The sequence below is a fragment of the Actinacidiphila acidipaludis genome (genome assembly GCF_019890725.1).
GTDB classification, from domain to species: domain Bacteria; phylum Actinomycetota; class Actinomycetes; order Streptomycetales; family Streptomycetaceae; genus Actinacidiphila; species Actinacidiphila acidipaludis.
On record NZ_JAINZZ010000009.1, the window covers coordinates 161,089 to 180,017 of the forward strand.

Genomic DNA, 18,929 nt, shown 5'->3' on the forward strand with positions numbered 1-18,929 from the left:
CACCTGTTCAGGGCACGCAGGAGGGTCACCGCCGCGAGAGGACTCCGCGGGCATGCTGGTGCCATGGACGGCAACGAGCACAGGCACGTCCGGGAGGCGGGGGCCGGACGGGCAGGGACGCGGCACCGCGCGGGGCACCTGCTCGGGAAGCACCGGCACGAGGCGGCCGACCGCGTCGACACGGCGATGGCCGCCTCCCGGGAGGGGATGCGCACGCTCTGGCTGTCGCTCGCCATCCTCGTGGTGACCGCCGGGATCCAGACGGTCGTCGTGGTGTTCTCCGGCTCTATCGCACTGCTCGGCGACACCGTGCACAACGCCGCCGACGCGCTGACCGCCGTCCCGCTGGGGATCGCGTTCGTCGTGGGGCGGCGCGCGGCCACCCGCCGCTACACCTACGGGTACGGGCGCGCCGAGGACCTCGCCGGCATCGCGGTGGTGCTGGTCGTCGCCGCGTCCGCCGCCCTGACCGCGTACCAGGCGGTGAGCCGTCTGCTGGACCCGCGGGACGTCACCCACGCCGGAGCGGTCGCCCTCGCGGCGCTCGTCGGGTTCGTCGGCAACGAGTGGGTGGCGCGCTACCGGATCCTGACCGGGCGGCGGATCGGCTCCGCCGCCCTGGTCGCGGACGGCCTGCACGCCCGCGCCGACGGCTTCACCTCACTCGCGGTGCTGCTGGGCGCGGCCGGGGTGGCGGTCGGCTGGCCCTGGGCGGACCCGGTCGTGGGCCTGGCGATCACCGCCGCGATCCTGCTGGTCCTGCGGGACGTCGGGCGCGAGGTGTACCGGCGCCTGATGGACTCCGTCGACCCCGCACTGGTCGACGCCGCGGAGGCCGCGGTGCGCGGCGTGGACGGTGTGCGGGGCGCCGGGCAGGTCCGGCTGCGCTGGGTCGGCCACGCGCTGCGCGCCGAGGCGGACATCGTCGTGGACCCCCACCTGACGGTCGTGCAGGCCCACGCGCTCGCCGTCCAGGCCGAGCACGCACTGCTGCACGCGGTGCCGCGCCTCACCGCCGCGACCGTCCACACCGACCACACCCCCCAGGACACCGACCCCCACGCCCTCCTCGCCCACCACACCCCCACCCCCGCCTGACGCCCTCCGGGCGGGGGTCCCCCGATGAACGGGCAGGGCCCGGCCTACCGCTTCAGCGCCCGGTACCGCTTCGTCAGGGTGGTGAGCCGGGAAGGGTCCGCGGCCCCGTTCAGTTCGGTGAGGAGGTCGTCGGGGCACAGCTCGTACAGGTCGCCCCACCAGCGCCGGGCCTTGTTGTCCCAGATCCGGTAGCCGCCCGGGACGCCCCGGGCCACGTAACGCCGCCTGCTCACGGCACCGCCCGCCCCTCCGACTCCGCCCGCCCGCGCACTGCCCCGCCGGCGCCCCCCGCGGACCTTCCCGCACTGAACCGTCCGTCCGGCCTCGCGCGAGGCCGGACGGGGTCGGCGAGGCCGGACGGTTCAGCGAGGCCGGACGGGGCTCAGCCAGGCTGGGCGGACGGGCCTCAGCCCTTGACGCAGACGACCTGCTTCAGCTTGGCCACGACCTCGACCAGGTCCCGCTGCTGGTCGATCACCTTCTCGATCGGCTTGTACGCGCCGGGGATCTCGTCCACGACGCCGGAGTCCTTGCGGCACTCCACGCCGCGGGTCTGGTCCTCCAGGTCCCGCGTGGTGAACCGCTTCTTCGCCGCGTTCCGGCTCATCCGGCGGCCCGCCCCGTGCGACGCGGAGTTGAACGCGGCGGCGTTGCCCAGACCGCGCACGATGTAGGACCCCGTGCCCATCGAGCCCGGGATGATCCCGTAGTCGCCGCCGCCCGCGCGGATCGCGCCCTTGCGGGTCACCAGCAGGTCCGTCCCGTCGTACCGCTCCTCCGCCACGTAGTTGTGGTGGCACGAGATGACCTGCTCGAACGTGACCCGGGCCTTCTTGAACTCCTTGCGCACGACGTCCTGCAGCAGCGCCATCATCATCGCCCGGTTGTACTTGGCGTACTCCTGGGCCCAGAACAGGTCGTTGCGGTAGGCGGCCATCTGCGGGGTGTCCGCGACGAAGACGGCCAGGTCGCGGTCGACCAGGCCCTGGTTGTGCGGCAGCTTCTGCGCCTCGCCGATGTGGTGCTCGGCGAGCTCCTTGCCGATGTTGCGCGAACCGGAGTGAAGCATGAGCCACACGCCGTCCTCCGTGTCCAGGCACACCTCGATGAAGTGGTTGCCCGAGCCGAGCGTGCCCATCTGCGCGGCCGCCCGCTCCTCGCGGAAGTGCACGGACTGGGCGAGCCCCTCGAAACGGGACCAGAAGTCGTCCCAGCCGGCCGTCGGCATGGCGTGGAAGGACCCCGGGTCGACCGGGTCCGCGTGCATCCCGCGCCCGACCGGGATGGCCTGCTCGATCCGGGACCGCAGCCGCGACAGGTCGCCGGGCAGGTCCGACGCCCGCAGCGACGTCTTGACCGCGCTCATGCCGCAGCCGATGTCGACGCCGACCGCGGCCGGGCAGACCGCGCCCTCCATCGCGATGACGGAGCCGACCGTGGCGCCCTTGCCGTAGTGCACGTCGGGCATGACGGCCAGGCCCCGGATCCACGGCAGCGAGGAGACGTTGCGCAGCTGCTGCATCGCGCCGTCCTCGACCGTGGACGGGTCCGTCCACATCCGGATCGGTACCCGGACGCCGGGAACCTCGGTGTACGACATGGCCATCCCCCAGTGGAAAAAACGGTGTGTGAGACGGCGGGCTGCGACTGGTGGCGATGCGGCGTTCGTGCCGTTACATCCCATTCTGCCCGACCGTGAGGTACGTCACCCGATCTTCCGCCCCGGCGGGCGGAAGCGGTGTGGCGTGCGGTAGACATTGTGTCCAAGGGCCGCTCGGGCGCGCCAAGGATTTAGCGCTGCCCGTACGCTTTCCGGCGGAAACTGTTCGAAAGCGTTCACCGGCACGGCACAACACGACAGCAGGGTGCGGTACGGCGCACGACGGCGCAGTACCGCACCGAACGGCACAGCACGGCAGCGCAGCGGCACGACAGGCACGGCACGGCACAGCACGGCACAGCACGGCAGCTTCGACGAGAAAGGGGTCCGCGGGGTGCGCACCACGCGACGACTGCTCTCCCCGGCCGGGTCACGGCCCTCGGCCGTGGCCGGGATGGCGGTCACCGCGGCGCTGGCCCTCGGGGCCCTCGGCGCCTGCACCACCTCCGGCTCCTCGGTGAACGCCGCGACGGACCCCAAGTCCGCGCAGGCCGGCGGCGATCCCACGGCGTCCCCGCTGCCCCCGGGCAAGTACAAGACCCTGCCGCAGCCCTGCACCTCCGTCGACCTCGACACGCTCAAGTCGCTGGTGCCCGGCGCCCAGGACTACTCCGGAAGCGAGTCGCTGACGTACGACACCGACCGCCGCGTCGGCTGCTCCTGGCAGGCCGGCAAGGACAAGGGCGCCACGCGCAGTCTGGTCGTCGACTTCGAGCGGGCGGTGTCGTACGACCCGAACGTCAGCGACGAGGTGCAGGCCGAGACGGACTTCGAGCACCGCGCGTCGAAGGCCTCGATCCCGCCGCTGCCCCCGGGCGGCACCGCCACGCCGACCGTCACCGGCACCGATCCGGTGACCGGGGCGACGTCCGGGGCCGCCAACGGCGCCAACCCGCCCGACCTGCAGCCGCGGATGCTGACCGATCTGGGCAGCGACGCCTTCCTCAACGACGTGCTGAAGCCGGCCGCCACCGGAGCCAAGCGGACGGTGACCGTGGTCTTCCGCACCGCCAACGTCGTGGTGAGCGTCACCTACGCCGACACCGAACCACCCGGAGCCGAGGCCGCACAGAGCGCTGACCTGCAAAAAGGCGCGCAGAAGGTGGCCGGCGAACTGGAGCACCGGGTCGAGCGGTAGGCCCGGAGGGGGTCCGCGGACCCCGTAGGGTGGATGGCCGACCCGGCCCGGCACGCGCCGGCGGGTCGCCAGGAGACGAGACGTGAGCAAAGGATCCGGCCCCATGGAACGACGTCGACGCACCGCCCCGCGCCTTGCCGGTCTGCTGGTCTGTGCCGCCGTGCCCGCCCTGCTGGTGTCCGGCTGCTCATCGGGTTCCGGCTCCGGCTCGGACTCGGCGGGCACGTCGCCGTCCGGTTCGGCGGGCAGCTCGGGCGCGAGCGGCACCACCTCCCCGACGGTGGCGCCGGGCAAGTACCGCACGCTGCCCTCCGCCTGCGCGGCGCTGACGAAGTCGACGGTCAGCGCTCTGGTGCCGAAGGCGAAGAGCACCGGGGGCAGCGCGGCGAAGAGCTCCGCGGCGCAGTCCCGCGGCGGCTGTTCGTGGACCGGCAACGGCTCGGACGGCTACCAGTACCGCTGGCTGTCGGTGACGCTCCAGCGTTTCGACTCCGACCCGCAGCTGGGTACCGGCGACGACCAGGCCAAGAAGCGGTACAGCGACCAGGTCTCGACGCTGGGCGCGGTCAAGGGCTTCACCGAGGCGCCGGCCGCGGGCGTCGGCGACCAGGCGACGTCGGTGGCGGGCCAGGCGACGGTCGCGCACATCCTGTCGCAGAACGACACGGTGGTCGCGCGGACCGGCAACGTCGTGGTGATCGTGGAGTACAACGGCGCCGGCCTGGAGGGCAAGAAGAACCCGGGCGCCTCGACGGTCAACTCCGGCGCGCTGCGCGCGGTGAAGGAAGCCGTGGCCGCCGTCGCGGCGGCGAACGCATAACGAAACACACCACGAACTGGCGCCCCTCCACCCCCGTATCCGCACGTTTGTCCGACACTTGTGCGGCGAAGGCGCCTCCGCCGCGTCCTCCGGATGTGGCACTCTGGGGCGTCCAGTCACGGGGACAGGAGCTGAGCGGCAGGAGGGGTCGCGGGTGGCCGCGATACGTTTGACCCGGACGCACCGAATACTTGTCGGCATCGTCGTCTCGGGTGCGGTGATCATCGCGGGCATCGGCTTCGCCGGCTCGTACGCCGCGGTGCGCACTCTGGCCCTGCACAAGGGCTTCGGCTGGTTCGCGAACGTCTTTCCGATCGGCGTGGACGCGGGCATCGTCGTCCTGCTGGCCCTGGACCTGCTGCTGACCTGGCTGCGGATCCCGTTCCCGCTGCTGCGGCAGACCGCGTGGCTGCTGACCGCCGCCACCATCGCGTTCAACGGCGCGGCGGCCTGGCCGGACGGGCTGGGCGTGGGCATGCACGCGATCATCCCGGTGCTGTTCGTGGTCTCCGTCGAGGCGGCCCGGCACGCGATCGGGCGCATCGCGGACATCACCGCCGACAAGCACATGGAGTCGGTCCGCATCACCCGCTGGCTCCTGGCGCCGCTGCCGACCTTCCGGTTGTGGCGGCGGATGAAGCTGTGGGAGCTGCGCTCCTACGAGGAGACCATCCGGCGCGAGCAGGACCGGCTGGTCTACCGGGCCCGGCTGCGCGCCCGTTACGGCATCGCGTGGCGCCGCAAGGCCCCGGTCGAGGCGATCATGCCGCTGCGGCTGGCGAAGTACGGCGTGCCGCTGGCCGAGACCGCCGACGCGGGACTGCAGGCGGCCGGCATCGAGATCGCCACGCCCGTACGGCAGTTGGAGGCCGCTCCGGCCGCGGCGCAGGAGACCGCCGCCGCGGAGTCGGCGGACGCGTCGGCGACGGCGACGGATACGGCTCCCGGTGCGGCCGCCACGGCACAGCAGGGCCAGCAGGGCGCCCAGGGCCAGCAGGGCCAGTCGGCCGCCCAAGGTGTGCCCGGGCAGGCGCAGTTGACCCCGGAGCAGCTCTTCGCCGCCCAGCAGTACGCCCAGCAGCAGGCGTACGAGCAGCAGTTGTACGAACAGGGCTACTACGGCCCCTTCGAGGGCACCCCGCACGACAGCCCGTGGTTCAACGCCCAGCAGGTCCAGCAGGCTTACTACGAGGGGCAGCAGCCGTACGGACCGCAGGGCTACGAGCAGGCGGCCATGCAGGCCCAGGCACAGGCCCAGGCCCAGTACGCGCAGGCGCAGGCCCAGGTGATGGCCCCGGTGGGTCCCTACCAGGAGCGACCGCTGGGCTACGGCGCCCTCAACGGCAACGGCGTCCCGAACGGCGTGCACGGCGCCAACGGGATGGCCGGCGTGAACGGCGTGAACGGCGCCGGCGGCAACGACGCGGGCAACGGCGTGAACGGACGCACCGTCCCCGGCCCGCGCCGCGAGCAGCAGCCGGAGCCGGCCGGCGAACAGCCCGCCCCCGCACCGGAACCGGCGCCCGCGCCGGGTCCCGAGGCCGACCTGGAGACGTTCCCCCTCGCGGGCATGGAGCTGCCCGAGGACGTCTCCGCCGAGGACGCCTACTTCGCGGCCTACCGCAACTACGTGCAGGAGCACGGCGCCATGCCGAACGCCCGCCAGCTGGCGCGCTACCTGCCGTCCGTCTACAAGGGCACGCCGCCCGAGGAGCGCCAACTGGTCAGCGCCATAAGGGATCTGCGCTACCGGTACACCTCGGAGGCGAATGCGGAGAGCATTCCCTGACCGGGTGAGGCGCTTCCCAGGAGCTTCCCGCTTCCCAGGCCCTTCCGCGGCCGGGAGATCTCAGAGGCGCATTTTAGGCGCGGGTGAAGCATGTCCCGCCGGAAAATGCCAAAGTCCTCCTCCGGCCGGACGCAGTGCATAGCGTGCCCGTAGCGACCGGATCCGGCGGTGCGGGCGCGGACGCGACGGCTGTCGCGTGACCGGCCCGTCCGCCGAGAGGAGGGGACCGACCATGCACGAGGCCGAGCTGCGCGGCGAACTGGAACGGCTGCGGGCGGACACGCCCGGCGTGGCGGGGGCGCTGGCCACCAGCCCGGACGGCCTGGTCCTGGCGGTGGACGCCCCGGATCTGGAACCGGACGGCTTCGCGGCGCTGACCGCCGCGGCCGCGGCCGTCGGGGTGCGGCTGACCGGCGCGGCGGGCCAGGGCGACTTCCGCGAACTGCTGGTCCGCGGCGACGCGGGCGGCCTGGCGCTGTTCCCGGCCGGCTCCGGCATCCTGACCGTGCTGGCCGCCCCGGGCGCCGACCTCCCCGGCCTGCGCCCCGAGGCCCGCGCCTGCGCCACCCGCATCGCCCACCACCTCTCCCCCACCGAGGCCCACATCGTCTGAAGCCCCGCGTGCACCGCCCGGGCCGAACGGACACCCGCATCCGGGCCGAACGGACGACGGACACCCGCAGACGGCACCGGCCCGGCCGCCGGTGAGGGCGGCCGGGCCGGGGACGAACGGCGAACGCTGCGTCAGGCGGCCCCGCCCAGAAGCACCCGCACCCGCTCCTGCCCGACCGCCAGGAGAAGGGTGGGCAGCCGCGGCCCGGTGTCGCGCCCGACGAGCAGCTCGTAGAGCACCGCGAAGAACGCCCGCTGCGCCGCCTTCAGTTCGGGCGTCGGCTTGGCGTCCGCCTCCAGCCCGGCCTGCACCTTCGGCACCGCGTAGACGAGCGAGGTCAGGCCGTCCAGCGACCAGTGCGCGTCCAGTCCGTCGAGCAGCAGCTTCAGCGCGCCGCGCTCGGCGTCGCCCAGCCCGGCCAGCCGCTCGGTGTCCGGCTCGGACCGCACCACGGTGCGCTGCTCGGCCGGCACATAGGTGGAGATCCAGTTCTCCGCCCGGTCCAGCCGCGGCCGCGCCTCGTCCAGGGACGCCAGCGGCCGGGACGGGTCGAGCTCGGACAGGATCCGCAGGGTCTGCGCCTCCGCGCCGGCCGTGACGTCGGCCACCGAGGCGAGCGTGCGGTACGGCAGCGGACGCGGGGTGCGCGGCAGTTCACCGGCCGCGGTCCCGGCCGCGCGGCTGTACGCGGCCGCGTCGGCGGGCAGCACCGAGCCCTCGTCGACCTTCCGCTGCAGCGCGTCCCACTCGTCGTACAGCCGCTGGATCTCCTGGTCGAAGGCGATCTTGAACGACTGGTTGGGGCGGCGCCGGGCGTAGAGCCAGCGCAGGATCTGCGGCTCCATGATCCGCAGGGCGTCAGCCGGGGTCGGCACGCCGCCACGGGAGGACGACATCTTGGCCATGCCGGAGATCCCGACGAAGGCGTACATCGGCCCGATGGGCTGCTCGCCGCCGAAGATCGGGCCCACGATCTGGCCGCCGACCTGGAAGGACGAGCCCGGCGAGGAGTGGTCCACGCCGGACGGCTCGAAGATCACGCCCTCATAGGCCCAGCGCATCGGCCAGTCGACCTTCCACACCAGCTTGCCGCGGTTGAACTCGCTGAGGAGCACGGTCTCGCCGTGACCGCAGGCACAGGTGTAGGTGAGCTCGGTCGTCTCGTCGTCGTAGGCGGTGACCGTGGTGAGGTCCTTGCCGCAGTCGGCGCAGTACGGCTTGTAGGGGACGTAGCCGATGCCGCCCGCGCCGGCCGCGCTGCCGTCGTCCTCGGCCGCCGCGCCGGAGCCCTCCTCGGCCTCCAGTTCTGCGGCGTCCACCGGCTTCTGCGAGGTCTTTCCGGGCGCCTTCTTGGTGCGGTACTGGGCGAGGATCGCGTCGATGTCCCCGCGGTGCCGCATCGCGTGCAGGACCTGCTCCCGGTAGGCGCCGGCGGTGTACTGGGCGGTCTGGCTGATGCCGTCGTACTCCACGCCCAGCTCGGCCAGCGCCTCGATCATCTGGGCCTTGAAGTGCTCGGCCCAGTTCGGGTGCGCGGAGCCGGCCGGGGCCGGCACCGAGGTCAGCGGCTTGCCGATGTGCTCGGCCCAGGAGTCGTCGATCCCGGGGACGCCGGCCGGCACCTTGCGGTAGCGGTCGTAGTCGTCCCAGGAGATCAGGTGCCGGACCTGGTACCCGCGGCGGCGGATCTCGTCGGCGACCAGGTGCGGGGTCATCACCTCGCGGAGGTTGCCCAGGTGGATGGGCCCGGACGGGCTGAGCCCGGACGCGACGACGACGGTTTTCCCGGGGGCGCGACGCTCCGACTCGGCGATGACGTCGTCCGCGAAACGGGAGACCCAGTCGGCCTCGGTGCTCTGAGCCACGGTCCTCTTCTTCCTGGGATGGAGTGCTTGGCGTGCCCCATTCTCCCAGACGGCGCGGTCCGGCCCAGCCGTTTGTCCACAGGTCCGGCGCCGCCCTATGTACGTCGCGGCGGGCGCCCGCCGCGTGGGAGAATCGTGGCGACCCATCACCTAGACGAACGGCACTTCCATGGCCTCGGTCACGTCCCTCTCCGCCTCGCTCCAGCAGCGCGTCTCCGCAGCCCTCGCGGCCGCGGTGCCGTCGGCCGTCGACGCCGACCCGCTGCTGCGACGCAGCGACCGGGCCGACTTCCAGGCGAACGGGGTGCTGGGCCTGGCGAAGAAGGCCAAGGCCAACCCGCGGGAGCTGGCGGGCGCGGTGCTGGACGCGCTGCCCGCCGACGACGTGATCGCGCAGATCGAGGTCTCCGGCCCCGGCTTTTTGAACATCACGGTGTCCGACGCGGCGATCACCACGACGCTGGCGGCCCGGGCGGCCGACGACCGGCTCGGCGTGCCCGCCAAGGAGCACCCGGGCGTCACGGTCGTCGACTACGCGCAGCCGAACGTGGCCAAGGAGATGCACGTCGGCCACCTGCGGTCCTCGGTGATCGGCGACGCGATCTGCAAGGTGCTTGAGTTCGGCGGCGAGCAGGTCGTGCGGCGGCACCACATCGGCGACTGGGGCACCCAGTTCGGCATGCTCGTCCAGTACCTGATCGAGCACCCGCACGAGCTGGACCACACCGAGGGCGAGGGCGACGCCGGCGAGGCGTCGATGTCCCGGCTGGACCGGCTCTACAAGGCCTCCGGCGCGCTCTTCAAGTCCGACGAGGCGTTCAAGGAGCGGGCCCGGCGGCGGGTGGTCGACCTGCAGGCCGGCGATCCGGAGACGCTGGAGCTGTGGCAGCGGTTCGTGGACGAGTCGAAGATCTACTTCGACTCGGTCTACCGCAAGCTCGACATCGAGATCCGCGACGAGGACATCGTCGGCGAGTCCGGGTACAACGACATGCTCGCCGAGACCTGCGACCTGCTGGAGAAGTCCGGCGTGGCGGTCTGGTCGAACGGCGCGCTGTGCGTGTTCTTCGACGACGTCAAGGGCAAGGACGGCGAGCCGGTCCCGCTGATCGTCCGGAAGACCGACGGCGGCTACGGCTACGCGGCCACCGACCTGTCGGCGATCCGCAACCGGACCGGCGCCCTGCACGCCGACACCCTGCTGTACGTGGTGGACGTCCGGCAGTCGCTGCACTTCAAGATGGTCTTCGAGACGGCCCGCCGGGCCGGCTGGCTCACCGACGACGTCACCGCGCGGCACCTGCCGTTCGGCACGCTGCTGGGCAAGGACGGCAAGCCGTTCAAGACCCGGGCCGGGGAGAGCGTGAAGCTGGAGGACCTGCTCGACGAGGCGGTGCAGCGGGCGACGGCCGTGGTGCGGGAGAAGGGCGAGAAGATCGGCCTGACCGACGACGAGATCCGCGCCAACGGCGAGCAGGTCGGCATCGGCGCGGTGAAGTACGCCGACCTGTCGACGTCGCTCGGCCGGGACTACGTCTTCGACCTGGACCGGATGGTCTCGCTCAACGGCGACACCAGCGTCTACGTGCAGTACGCCTACGCGCGGACGCAGTCGATCTTCCGGAAGGCGGCCGCGGACCAGCGGCCGGCCGCGCACCCGGAGGTGGCGCTGGAGCCGTCCGAGCGGGCGCTGGGCCTGCACCTGGACGCGTTCGGCGACACCCTCGCCGAGGTGGCCGAGGTCTACGAGCCGCACCGGCTGGCCGCCTACCTGTACCAGCTCGCGTCGCTGTTCACGACCTTCTACGAGCAGTGCCCGGTGCTGACCGCCGAGGGCGGCGCCGCGCAGGTCGAGAATCGGCTGTTCCTGTGCGAGCTGACCGCCCGCACGCTGCGGCAGGGCCTGGCCCTGCTGGGAATCCGCTCGCCCGAGCGGCTGTAGGCACCCGACCCGCAGGCACAACGGCCGGCCGGCCCGCAGATCCCATGGTCTGTGGGCCGGTCGGCCGATCTTCAGGCATGCTTGTCCACATCTGTCCTACTTTGCGGGGCTGTGGTGACAAGAGCCGAGATCGACTTCGGGGCTGTCTTCCGGCATCTGCCGGTCGGTGTGGCACTGCTGAGCACCGACATGGTCTACCTCGACATGAACCCCTCGTACGAGCGGATGGCGGGGCGGCCCAAGGCCGAGCTGATCGGGCACAACATCTTCGACCTGTTCCCCGACAACCCCGGCGACCCGGACGCCGACGGCACCCGGAACCTCACCGCGTCGCTGCGGCACGTGGTGGAGACCGGCGAGCGCGACACCATGGGCCTGCAGCGGTACGACGTCGAGCGCACCGACCGGCCCGGGGTCTACGAGGAGCGCTACTGGAGCATCGTCAACCTCCCCGTGTACGGGCCCGGCCGCGAGCTGCTGTACGTCATGCACCGCGTCGAGGAGGTCACCGCGTTCATCCGCACCCGCGGCCTGCGCAGCGGGGACTACCGCACGCCGCGGGACCTGGAGGGCGAGCTGTACATGCGGGCGCGGGAGCTCCAGGAGGTCAACGAGAAGCTCCGCCAGGCGCACGCCCGTGAGCGGGAGGTCGCACTGACCCTGCAGGCCGCGATGCTGCCCGCGCTCCGGCCCACCGGCCACCACGTGGCCGTGCGCTACCAGCCGTCGCTCGGCGGGCTCCAGGTGTGCGGGGACTGGTACGACCTGGTCGACCTGCCCGGGGACCGCATCGCGGTGGCCGTCGGCGACGTCGTCGGCCACGGGCTGCCCGCCGCCGGGGTCATGGGCCAGCTCCGCAGCGCCCTGAGCGCGGCCTGCCGGGTCACCGACGGGCCGGCCGCCGCCCTGGAGGTCGTCGGGCTGTACGCCCGGTCCGTGGAGGGCGCCGAGTGCAGCACGGCCGTCTCCGCCTTCCTCGACTGGACCGCCCGCACCATCACCTACAGCAACGCGGGCCACCCGCCGGCCGCCCTGCTGCACCCCGACGGCACGGTGGACTTCCTCGACCAGGCCACGGACCCGCCGCTCGGCGCCCGCCCCGAGCACGTCGCCCGCCCGCAGGCCACCGTCCCGTTCACTCCTGGCAGCACCCTGGTCCTCTACACCGACGGCCTGGTCGAACGTCGCAAGGAGGACATCGACATCGGCCTCACCCGGCTCGCCCGGGCCCTGGATCACCACCGCCACCGCGCCCCCGAGCAGCTCGCCGACGCCCTGCTCCAGGACCTCCTGCCCCCGACCGGCGCGGAGGACGACACCGCCCTGGTCGCCATCGCGCTGTGAAGGGGCGTGAGCGGCCGCGGGGACACGCGGCCCGGGGGCCCGGGGCTACTTGACGACGACGACCGTGGAACCGTGGACCGTGTTGTTCCAGATCTTCAGGGCGTCGGCGCGGTGCGCGCGGACGGCGCCGGTGCGCAGGTGCGGGTCCGGCGGGGTCACCTTGTCGTCGATCTGCGCGGAGAAGGCGACCCAGGCCTCGGCGGTGTACTCGAAGAACACCACGTGCTCGACCTTCTTGCCGTCGCTGCCGATCGTCGCGGCGATCCGGTTGCCGACGTAGTACACCCCCGGCGTCGCCGGGACGGTGCCCGGCTGGACGAGGAAGGTCGAGACGGGGCCGGACTTGGGGACCACCCAGACGCGGTTCTGGCTGAGCGAGTAGACGATCCGCTTGCCGGTGTCGCCGCCCTGCGGGACCGGGGGCGGGGTGGTGGGGGCGCTGTGCGGCTTGGTGGCCGTCGGGCGCGGGGTGGGCGCCGCGGCGTGACCGGCGGACGTCGACCCGTTGGCCTGGAAGGCGAGCACCGACACCGCGACCATCGCCCCGGCCGTCAGTCCGCTGACCGCCATCCACGAAGGTATGCCTCGGCTCACGTCGCTTCCTCCTCCCCTGCTCCCGAGTACTCCCGAGAACCTACAGGCGCTGCGCGACCTCGGTCGCCCAGTACGTCAGGATCATTCCGGCGCCGGCCCTGCGGATCGAGGTCAGCGTCTCCAGAATCGTACGGTCCCGGTCGATCCAGCCGTTCGCGGCGGCCGCCTCGACCATCGCGTACTCCCCGGAGATCTGGTAGGCCGCGACCGGCACGTCCACCGCGTCGGCCACCTTGGTGAGCACGTCCAGGTAGGGCAGCGCGGGCTTGACCATGACCATGTCCGCGCCTTCCTGGAGGTCCAGGGCGAGCTCGCGCATCGACTCGCGCAGGTTCGCCGGGTCCTGCTGGTAGGTCTTGCGGTCGCCCTTCAGGGAGGAGTTCACGGCCTCCCTGAACGGCCCGTAGAACGCGGAGGCGTACTTGGCGGTGTAGGCCAGGATCGACACGTCCTGCCGGCCGATCTCGTCCAGCGCCTCGCGGACGACGCCGACTTGGCCGTCCATCATCCCGGAGGGCCCGACGACGTGGACACCGGCGTCGGCCTGCACCTGTGCCATCTCGGCGTAACGTTCCAGCGTCGCGTCGTTGTCGACGCGGCCGTGGGCGTCCAGCACGCCGCAGTGGCCGTGGTCGGTGAACTCGTCCAGGCACAGGTCGGACATCACCACGAGGTCGTCGCCGACCTCCTTGACGACGTCGCGGATCGCGACCTGGAGGATGCCGTCGGGCTCGGTGCCCTGGCTGCCGACGGCGTCCTTCACCTCGGGCACGCCGAAGAGCATGAGACCGCCGACGCCGGCCTCCGCGGCCTCCACGGCCGCGCGGCGCAGGGTGTCACGGGTGTGCTGGACGACGCCGGGCATCGACGAGATGGGCACCGGTTCGGTGAGCCCCTCCCGGATGAACACCGGAAGGATGAAGTCGGCGGGGTGCAGGCGGGTCTCCGCGACGAGCCGGCGCATCGCCGGCGTGGTGCGGAGGCGGCGCGGACGCGCGCCGGGGAACTCGCCGTACGAGCCAGTCATCGTCCATCTCCAGCCGTGAGGAATCCCCTCCACGGTACGCCCGCGCGAGGCGTGCTCTTCCCGACGTCGCGTCGGTCCCCGTCCCGGGCGGGACAAGGCCTCCGGGGCGTCCGGGCAAGCCCCGCGGGCGCCGCCGCACGAGCTCCGCGCGGCCCCCCGGCAGGGGGCGGCGCGGAGGGTGCGGCGTCAGACGCGGGGGCGGCGGCGGGCGCCGGGACGGCGCTCGCTGGGGCGGGTGACGGGGTCGCCCGCCTCCTGCGCGGCGGTGCGCCGGGCCGTCCCGAAGTCGGCCAGGGCCTGCGCCAGCGCGTGGACCGACGGCTCGGGTGCCATCACGTCCACCCGCAGCCCGTGCTCCTCGGCGGTCTTGGCGGTGGCCGGGCCGATGCAGGCGATGACCGTCACGTTGTGCGGCTTGCCCGCGATGCCGACCAGATTCCGCACGGTCGAGGACGAGGTGAAGAGCACCGCGTCGAAGCCGCCGCCCTTGATCGCCTCACGGGTGTCGGCCGGCGGCGGCGACGCCCGCACGGTGCGGTACGCCGTGACGTCGTCGACCTCCCAGCCCAGCTCGACCAGGCCGGCCACCAGCGTCTCGGTGGCGATGTCCGCGCGCGGCAGGAACACCCGGTCGATCGGGTCGAAGACCGGGTCGTAGGGCGGCCAGTCCTCCAGCAGCCCGGCCGCGGACTGCTCACCGCTGGGCACCAGGTCCGGCTTCACGCCGAACTCCACCAGCGCCTGCGCGGTCTGCTCGCCGACCGCGGCGACCTTGATCCCCGCGAAGGCGCGGGCGTCCAGGCCGTACTCCTCGAACTTCTCCCGGACCGCCTTGACCGCGTTCACCGAGGTGAAGGCGATCCACTCGTACCGGCCGGTGACCAGGCCCTTGACGGCCCGTTCCATCTGCTGCGGGGTCCGCGGCGGCTCGACCGCGATGGTCGGCACCTCGTGCGGGACCGCGCCGTAGGACCGCAACTGGTCGGAGAGGGAGGCGGCCTGCTCCTTGGTGCGCGGCACCAGCACCCGCCAGCCGAAGAGCGGCTTCGTCTCGAACCACGACAGGTGCTCGCGCTGCTCCGTGCCCTCACCGACCACGGCTATGGCCGCGATCGGGCCCTCCGGGGTCGGGAGCGCCTTGGTGGCCTTGAGCTCGGCCGCGATGGTGGACAGCGTCGCGGTCCAGGTGCGCTGCCGGGTGGTGGTGCCGGCCACGGTGACCGTCAGCCGGGTGTCGGGCTTGCGGCCGCAGGCGATCAGTTCGGACGCGGTCGCGGCCACGGTCTGCAGCGTGGTGGAGATCACCAGGGTCGCGGAGCTCGCACCCACCTCGGACCAGCAGCGCTCGGAGGCGGTGGCCGCGTCCACGAACCGCACGTCGCCGCTGAGCGGCACGCCGGCGTAGGCGGGCACGCCGACCGCGGCGGCCACGCCCGGGACGACCTCGAAGGGGATGCCGGCCTGGGCGCAGGCCAGCATCTCGGCGGCCGCCGAGGCGTCCAGGCCGGGGTCGCCGGCGACGGCACGGACGACCCGCTTGCCGGTCCGCGCGGACGCCATGACAAGCTGTGTGGCAACAACGGACGCGGCGGTGCCGGAATCCAACACCGCGCCGTCGGTGGCGGGTTCGACCGTGCCCACGTCGGCGCGGGCGTGCGTGCGGACGACGTCGAGGACGGGTGCGTCACCGACCAGGACGTCGGCTCGCGCGAGCGCCTCGACGGCGCGCAGGGTCAGCAGTCCGGGGTCGCCCGGGCCTGCCCCGAGGAAGGTGACGTGGCCTGCGGTGGTCCCGGCGGGACCGGCCGGGGTGCCGGCGGTGGTGGTCGTGGCGACGGCAGCGGGGTTCAAGGTGTGCGCTCCCCCATAAGACCGGCCGCACCCTTGGCGAGCATCTCGGCGGCGAGCTCACGGCCGAGGGCCCGCGCTTCGCCGTCCGATGCCGGAACGGGGCCGGTGATGGACATCTGCACCAGCTCGGTGCCGTCGGTGGAGCCGACGACGCCGCGCAGACGCAGCTCGGTAACCTGCCCGTCGGCCACGAGGTCGGCCAGCGCGCCCACAGGGGCGGAGCAGCCGGCCTCGAGGGCGGCGAGCAGGGATCGCTCGGCGGTCACGGCGGCCCGGGTGACCGGGTCGTCGAGCTCGGCGAGCTGTGCGGCCAGCTCCGGGTTGGAGGCGGCGCATTCCACGGCCAGCGCCCCCTGGCCGGGAGCGGGCAGGATGACGTCGACGTCGATCAGCTCGCTCGCCTCGGCGAGCCGGCCGATACGGTTCAGCCCGGCGGCGGCCAGCACGACTCCGTCGAGCTTGCCGGAGGTAACGTACCCGATCCGGGTGTCAACGTTGCCGCGGATCGGGACCGTCTCGATCTGCAGACCGTGACTGCGGGCCCAGGCGTTCAGCTGCGACATGCGGCGCAGCGCGCCGGTGCCGATGCGCGCGGGGCGGCCCAGTGTGGCGAGCATCTCGAAGGTCAGGCCGTCACGGGCCACCAGGACGTCCCGCGGGTCCTCGCGGACCGGGATCGCGGCCAGCACCAGGTCGTCGGGCTGGGCGGTCGGCAGGTCCTTGAGGCTGTGCACGGCGAAGTCGATGTCCCCGGCCAGCAGCGCGTCGCGCAGCGCGGAGACGAACACACCGGTGCCGCCGATCTGCGCGATGTTCTCGCGGGAGACGTCACCGTAGGTGGTGATCTCGACGAGTTCGACCGTGCGGCCGGTGACCCGCTCGACCTGTTCGGCGACCATCCCGGACTGTGTCATGGCGAGCTTGCTGCGCCGCGTGCCGAGACGGAGGGGGGCGGTCCCCTCAGGGGCGCCCTGCGGGGCACCTGCCGTGGCGTTCACCGAAGTCCCTCGATTCCGTTGTGCGAGACCTGGACCGGGGGCCGCTCGGCGCGGGAGACGGCGGCGACCGCAAGCGGGTCGAGGTCGAAGAGTTCACGCAGCGCGTCGGCGTACCCGGCGCCACCGGGCTCGCCCGCGAGCTGCTTGACGCGCACGGTCGGCGCGTGCAGGAGCTTGTCGACGACGCGGCGCACGGTCTGGGTGATCTCCGCGCGCTGCTTGTCGTCCAGACCCGGCAGCCTACCGTCGAGCCGGGCCAGTTCACCCGCCACGACGTCCGCCGCCATGGCCCGCAGGGCCACCACGGTCGGGGTGATGCGGGCCGCACGCTGCGCGGCGCCGAACGCCTCGACCTCTTCCGAGACGATCGCCCTGACCTGGTCGACGTCCGCGGCCATGGGCGCGTCCGCGGAGGCCGCGGCCAGGGTTTCTATGTCCACCAGGTGCACGTCGACCAAGCGGTGCGCGGCGGCGTCGACGTCCCGCGGCATGGCCAGGTCCAGGATCGCCAGGGTCTCGCCCTCGGGACGGTCCCCGGTCGCCCGGCGCAGGTCGTCGGCGGTCAACACCAGGCCGGTGGCGCCGGTGCAGGACACCACGATGTCGGCCTCGGCGAGCGCCGCGGGCACGCCGGACATGGGGATCGCCCGGGCGTCGGTGCCCTGTTCGGTGAGCAGGTGGGCCAGCCGCTCGGCGCGCTCGGCGGTGCGGTTGGCGACGACCAGGCCGCTCACCCCGGAACGGGCGAGGGTCGCGGCGGCCAGCGAGGACATCGAGCCGGCGCCGACGACCAGCGCGCGCTTGCCGGCCAGCGGGCCGGTGGTGGGCGCGAGTTGGGCCAGGCCGAAGGTGACCAGGGACTGGCCGGCGCGGTCGATGCCGGTCTCGGAGTGCGCGCGCTTGCCGACCCGAAGCGCCTGCTGGAACAGGTCGTTGAGCATCCGGCCCGCGGTGTGCAGGTCCTGGCCGAGGGCGAGGGCGTCCTTGATCTGGCCGAGGATCTGGCCCTCGCCGACGACCATGGAGTCCAGGCCGCAGGCCACCGACAGCAGGTGGTGGACGGCCCGGTCCTCGTAGTGCACGTACAGGTGCGGGGTGAGCTCCTCCAGCCCGACGCCGCTGTGCTGGGACAGCAGCGTGGACAGTTCGGCGACGCCGGCGTGGAACTTGTCCACGTCCGCGTACAGCTCGATGCGGTTGCAGGTGGCGAGCACGACCGCCTCGGTGGCGGGTTCCGCGGCCAGCGCGTCCTGCAGCAGCTTGGTGCGCGCGTCCTCACCGAGGGCGGCGCGCTCCAGGACGCTGACCGGCGCGGTGCGGTGACTCAGCCCGACGACCAGAAGACTCATGCCGGCATCACGGCGGGGACGTCCCCGTCCGGCTCCTGGCGGTCGTCCTCACCGGCCTTGCGCTGCTCGTGGAAGGCGAGGATCTGCAGCTCGATCGAGAGGTCGACCTTGCGCACGTCCACACCGTCGGGCACCGACAGCACCGTGGGGGCGAAGTTGAGGATGGAGGTGACGCCGGCCGCGACCAGCCGGTCGGTGACCTCCTGGGCGGCGCCGGCGGGCGTGGCGATGACGCCGATGGAGACCTGGTTGTCCGCCACGATCGACTCGAGTTCGTCGATGTGCCGCACCGGCAGTCCGGCCACCAGCCGTCCGGCCAGGGCGGTGTCGGCGTCGAGCAGGGCGGCGACCCGGAACCCGCGGGACGCGAAGCCGCCGTAGTTGGCCAGCGCCGCGCCCAGGTTGCCGATACCGACGATGACGACCGGCCAGTCCTGGGTCAGTCCCAGTTCCCGGCTGATCTGGTACACGAGATACTCCACGTCGTAACCGACGCCTCGCGTGCCGTAGGAACCGAGGTAGGAGAAGTCCTTGCGCAGCTTGGCCGAGTTGACTCCGGCTGCGGCGGCGAGTTCCTCCGAGGACACGGTGGGCACAGAACGCTCGGACAGAGCTGTCAGCGCCCGCAGGTACAGCGGAAGCCTGGCGACGGTGGCCTCGGGAATTCCTCGGCTACGGGTCGCCGGTCGGTGTGATCGGCCAGTTGCCACGGTGCTCCTGCGGGTAGAGCTGGGCTGAGGGCGACCACGGTCTTTGGGGACGCCCCGTGGACGCCAGGCTATGTCTTTGTGAACGCGTGCACAAAGATGGTGTCCGATTTGCCCGGCGGAAGTGATGGGCA

General features: G+C 72.7%; 16 protein-coding genes. 7 read left to right on the plus strand and 9 right to left on the minus strand.

Translation table 11 applies throughout. The features are described from left to right. Nucleotides 1–63: 63 nt before the first annotated feature. On the plus strand, nucleotides 64–1,098 hold the full coding sequence (locus K7862_RS11195; RefSeq protein WP_222962326.1) for a cation diffusion facilitator family transporter: 1,035 nt from the start codon (nucleotides 64–66) through the stop codon (nucleotides 1,096–1,098). 44 nt (nucleotides 1,099–1,142) lie between these two features. Here K7862_RS11195 and K7862_RS11200 read toward each other — a convergent pair whose 3' ends face one another. Both K7862_RS11200 and K7862_RS11205 read right to left on the minus strand, forming a co-directional pair. Continuing rightward, complete coding sequence (locus K7862_RS11200; protein WP_222962327.1) at nucleotides 1,143–1,331, minus strand: hypothetical protein; 189 nt, start codon at nucleotides 1,329–1,331, stop codon at nucleotides 1,143–1,145. Between the two features lie 173 nt (nucleotides 1,332–1,504). Beyond that, entirely contained in the window at nucleotides 1,505–2,698 is a 1,194-nt protein-coding gene (locus K7862_RS11205; protein WP_222962328.1) for an RtcB family protein, read from the minus strand. Nucleotides 2,699–3,092: 394 nt separating this feature from the next. On the opposite strand from K7862_RS11205, the gene K7862_RS11210 reads away from it, so the two are divergent. The 4 genes from K7862_RS11210 (at nucleotide 3,093) to K7862_RS11225 (ending at nucleotide 7,118) form a co-directional block, all read left to right on the plus strand. Then, nucleotides 3,093–3,896 carry a DUF3558 domain-containing protein gene (locus K7862_RS11210; RefSeq protein ID WP_222962329.1) on the plus strand — a complete coding sequence of 268 codons (804 nt, stop codon included), beginning with the start codon at nucleotides 3,093–3,095 and terminating at the stop codon, nucleotides 3,894–3,896. A 103-nt stretch (nucleotides 3,897–3,999) separates the two neighbouring features. Further along, nucleotides 4,000–4,716: a DUF3558 domain-containing protein gene (locus K7862_RS11215; RefSeq protein ID WP_222962330.1), complete on the plus strand. Its 717-nt coding sequence runs from the start codon at nucleotides 4,000–4,002 to the stop codon at nucleotides 4,714–4,716. A 154-nt stretch (nucleotides 4,717–4,870) separates the two neighbouring features. After that, nucleotides 4,871–6,505 (plus strand): DUF2637 domain-containing protein, encoded by a 1,635-nt coding sequence (locus tag K7862_RS11220; RefSeq protein WP_222962331.1) that lies wholly within the window; start codon nucleotides 4,871–4,873, stop codon nucleotides 6,503–6,505. Nucleotides 6,506–6,737: 232 nt separating this feature from the next. Further along, nucleotides 6,738–7,118, plus strand: coding sequence for a roadblock/LC7 domain-containing protein (locus K7862_RS11225; protein WP_222962332.1), 381 nt, complete (start codon nucleotides 6,738–6,740; stop codon nucleotides 7,116–7,118). Nucleotides 7,119–7,249: 131 nt separating this feature from the next. On the opposite strand, the gene lysS is transcribed toward K7862_RS11225, so the two are convergent. Then, on the minus strand, nucleotides 7,250–8,983 hold the full coding sequence (gene lysS, locus K7862_RS11230) for a lysine--tRNA ligase (protein WP_308011932.1): 1,734 nt from the start codon (nucleotides 8,981–8,983) through the stop codon (nucleotides 7,250–7,252). Nucleotides 8,984–9,152: 169 nt separating this feature from the next. Here lysS and argS point away from each other — a divergent pair, with 169 nt between their 5' ends. Together argS and K7862_RS11240 are read left to right on the plus strand one after the other, a co-directional pair. Then, nucleotides 9,153–10,925, plus strand: a complete 1,773-nt coding sequence (argS, locus tag K7862_RS11235; protein ID WP_222962334.1) for an arginine--tRNA ligase — start codon at nucleotides 9,153–9,155, stop codon at nucleotides 10,923–10,925. 114 nt (nucleotides 10,926–11,039) lie between these two features. Then, nucleotides 11,040–12,269: a PP2C family protein-serine/threonine phosphatase gene (locus K7862_RS11240; protein ID WP_222962365.1), complete on the plus strand. Its 1,230-nt coding sequence runs from the start codon at nucleotides 11,040–11,042 to the stop codon at nucleotides 12,267–12,269. 45 nt (nucleotides 12,270–12,314) lie between these two features. Here the strand turns inward: K7862_RS11240 and K7862_RS11245 are convergent, their stop codons facing one another. The 6 genes from K7862_RS11245 to K7862_RS11270 form a co-directional block, all read right to left on the minus strand. Then, the gene (locus K7862_RS11245) at nucleotides 12,315–12,863 is read right to left on the minus strand and encodes a hypothetical protein (protein WP_222962335.1); all 549 of its coding nucleotides are present in this window, start codon (nucleotides 12,861–12,863) and stop codon (nucleotides 12,315–12,317) included. A 40-nt stretch (nucleotides 12,864–12,903) separates the two neighbouring features. Further along, nucleotides 12,904–13,890, minus strand: coding sequence for a porphobilinogen synthase (gene hemB, locus K7862_RS11250; protein ID WP_222962337.1), 987 nt, complete (start codon nucleotides 13,888–13,890; stop codon nucleotides 12,904–12,906). A 186-nt stretch (nucleotides 13,891–14,076) separates the two neighbouring features. Then, complete coding sequence (locus tag K7862_RS11255; RefSeq protein ID WP_222962338.1) at nucleotides 14,077–15,741, minus strand: bifunctional uroporphyrinogen-III C-methyltransferase/uroporphyrinogen-III synthase; 1,665 nt, start codon at nucleotides 15,739–15,741, stop codon at nucleotides 14,077–14,079. Further along, entirely contained in the window at nucleotides 15,738–16,739 is a 1,002-nt protein-coding gene (gene hemC / locus K7862_RS11260; protein ID WP_308011933.1) for a hydroxymethylbilane synthase, read from the minus strand. The genes K7862_RS11255 and hemC overlap by 4 nt, the downstream gene beginning before the upstream one ends. After that, the gene (locus tag K7862_RS11265) at nucleotides 16,736–18,088 is read right to left on the minus strand and encodes a glutamyl-tRNA reductase (RefSeq protein ID WP_222962340.1); all 1,353 of its coding nucleotides are present in this window, start codon (nucleotides 18,086–18,088) and stop codon (nucleotides 16,736–16,738) included. Before K7862_RS11265 ends, hemC begins: the two co-directional genes overlap by 4 nt. After that, nucleotides 18,085–18,798 (minus strand): redox-sensing transcriptional repressor Rex, encoded by a 714-nt coding sequence (locus tag K7862_RS11270; RefSeq protein ID WP_222962341.1) that lies wholly within the window; start codon nucleotides 18,796–18,798, stop codon nucleotides 18,085–18,087. Before K7862_RS11270 ends, K7862_RS11265 begins: the two co-directional genes overlap by 4 nt. Nucleotides 18,799–18,929 lie beyond the last annotated feature (131 nt).

Coding starts and splice junctions, on each gene's coding strand:
- K7862_RS11205 (WP_222962328.1), bottom strand. CDS start 2,698: ATGTCGTACACCGAGGTTCCCGGCGTCCGGGTACCGATCCGGATGTGG.
- K7862_RS11265 (WP_222962340.1), bottom strand. CDS start 18,088: ATGAGTCTTCTGGTCGTCGGGCTGAGTCACCGCACCGCGCCGGTCAGC.
- hemB (WP_222962337.1), bottom strand. CDS start 13,890: ATGACTGGCTCGTACGGCGAGTTCCCCGGCGCGCGTCCGCGCCGCCTC.
- K7862_RS11225 (WP_222962332.1), top strand. CDS start 6,738: ATGCACGAGGCCGAGCTGCGCGGCGAACTGGAACGGCTGCGGGCGGAC.
- K7862_RS11195 (WP_222962326.1), top strand. CDS start 64: ATGGACGGCAACGAGCACAGGCACGTCCGGGAGGCGGGGGCCGGACGG.
- argS (WP_222962334.1), top strand. CDS start 9,153: ATGGCCTCGGTCACGTCCCTCTCCGCCTCGCTCCAGCAGCGCGTCTCC.
- K7862_RS11215 (WP_222962330.1), top strand. CDS start 4,000: ATGGAACGACGTCGACGCACCGCCCCGCGCCTTGCCGGTCTGCTGGTC.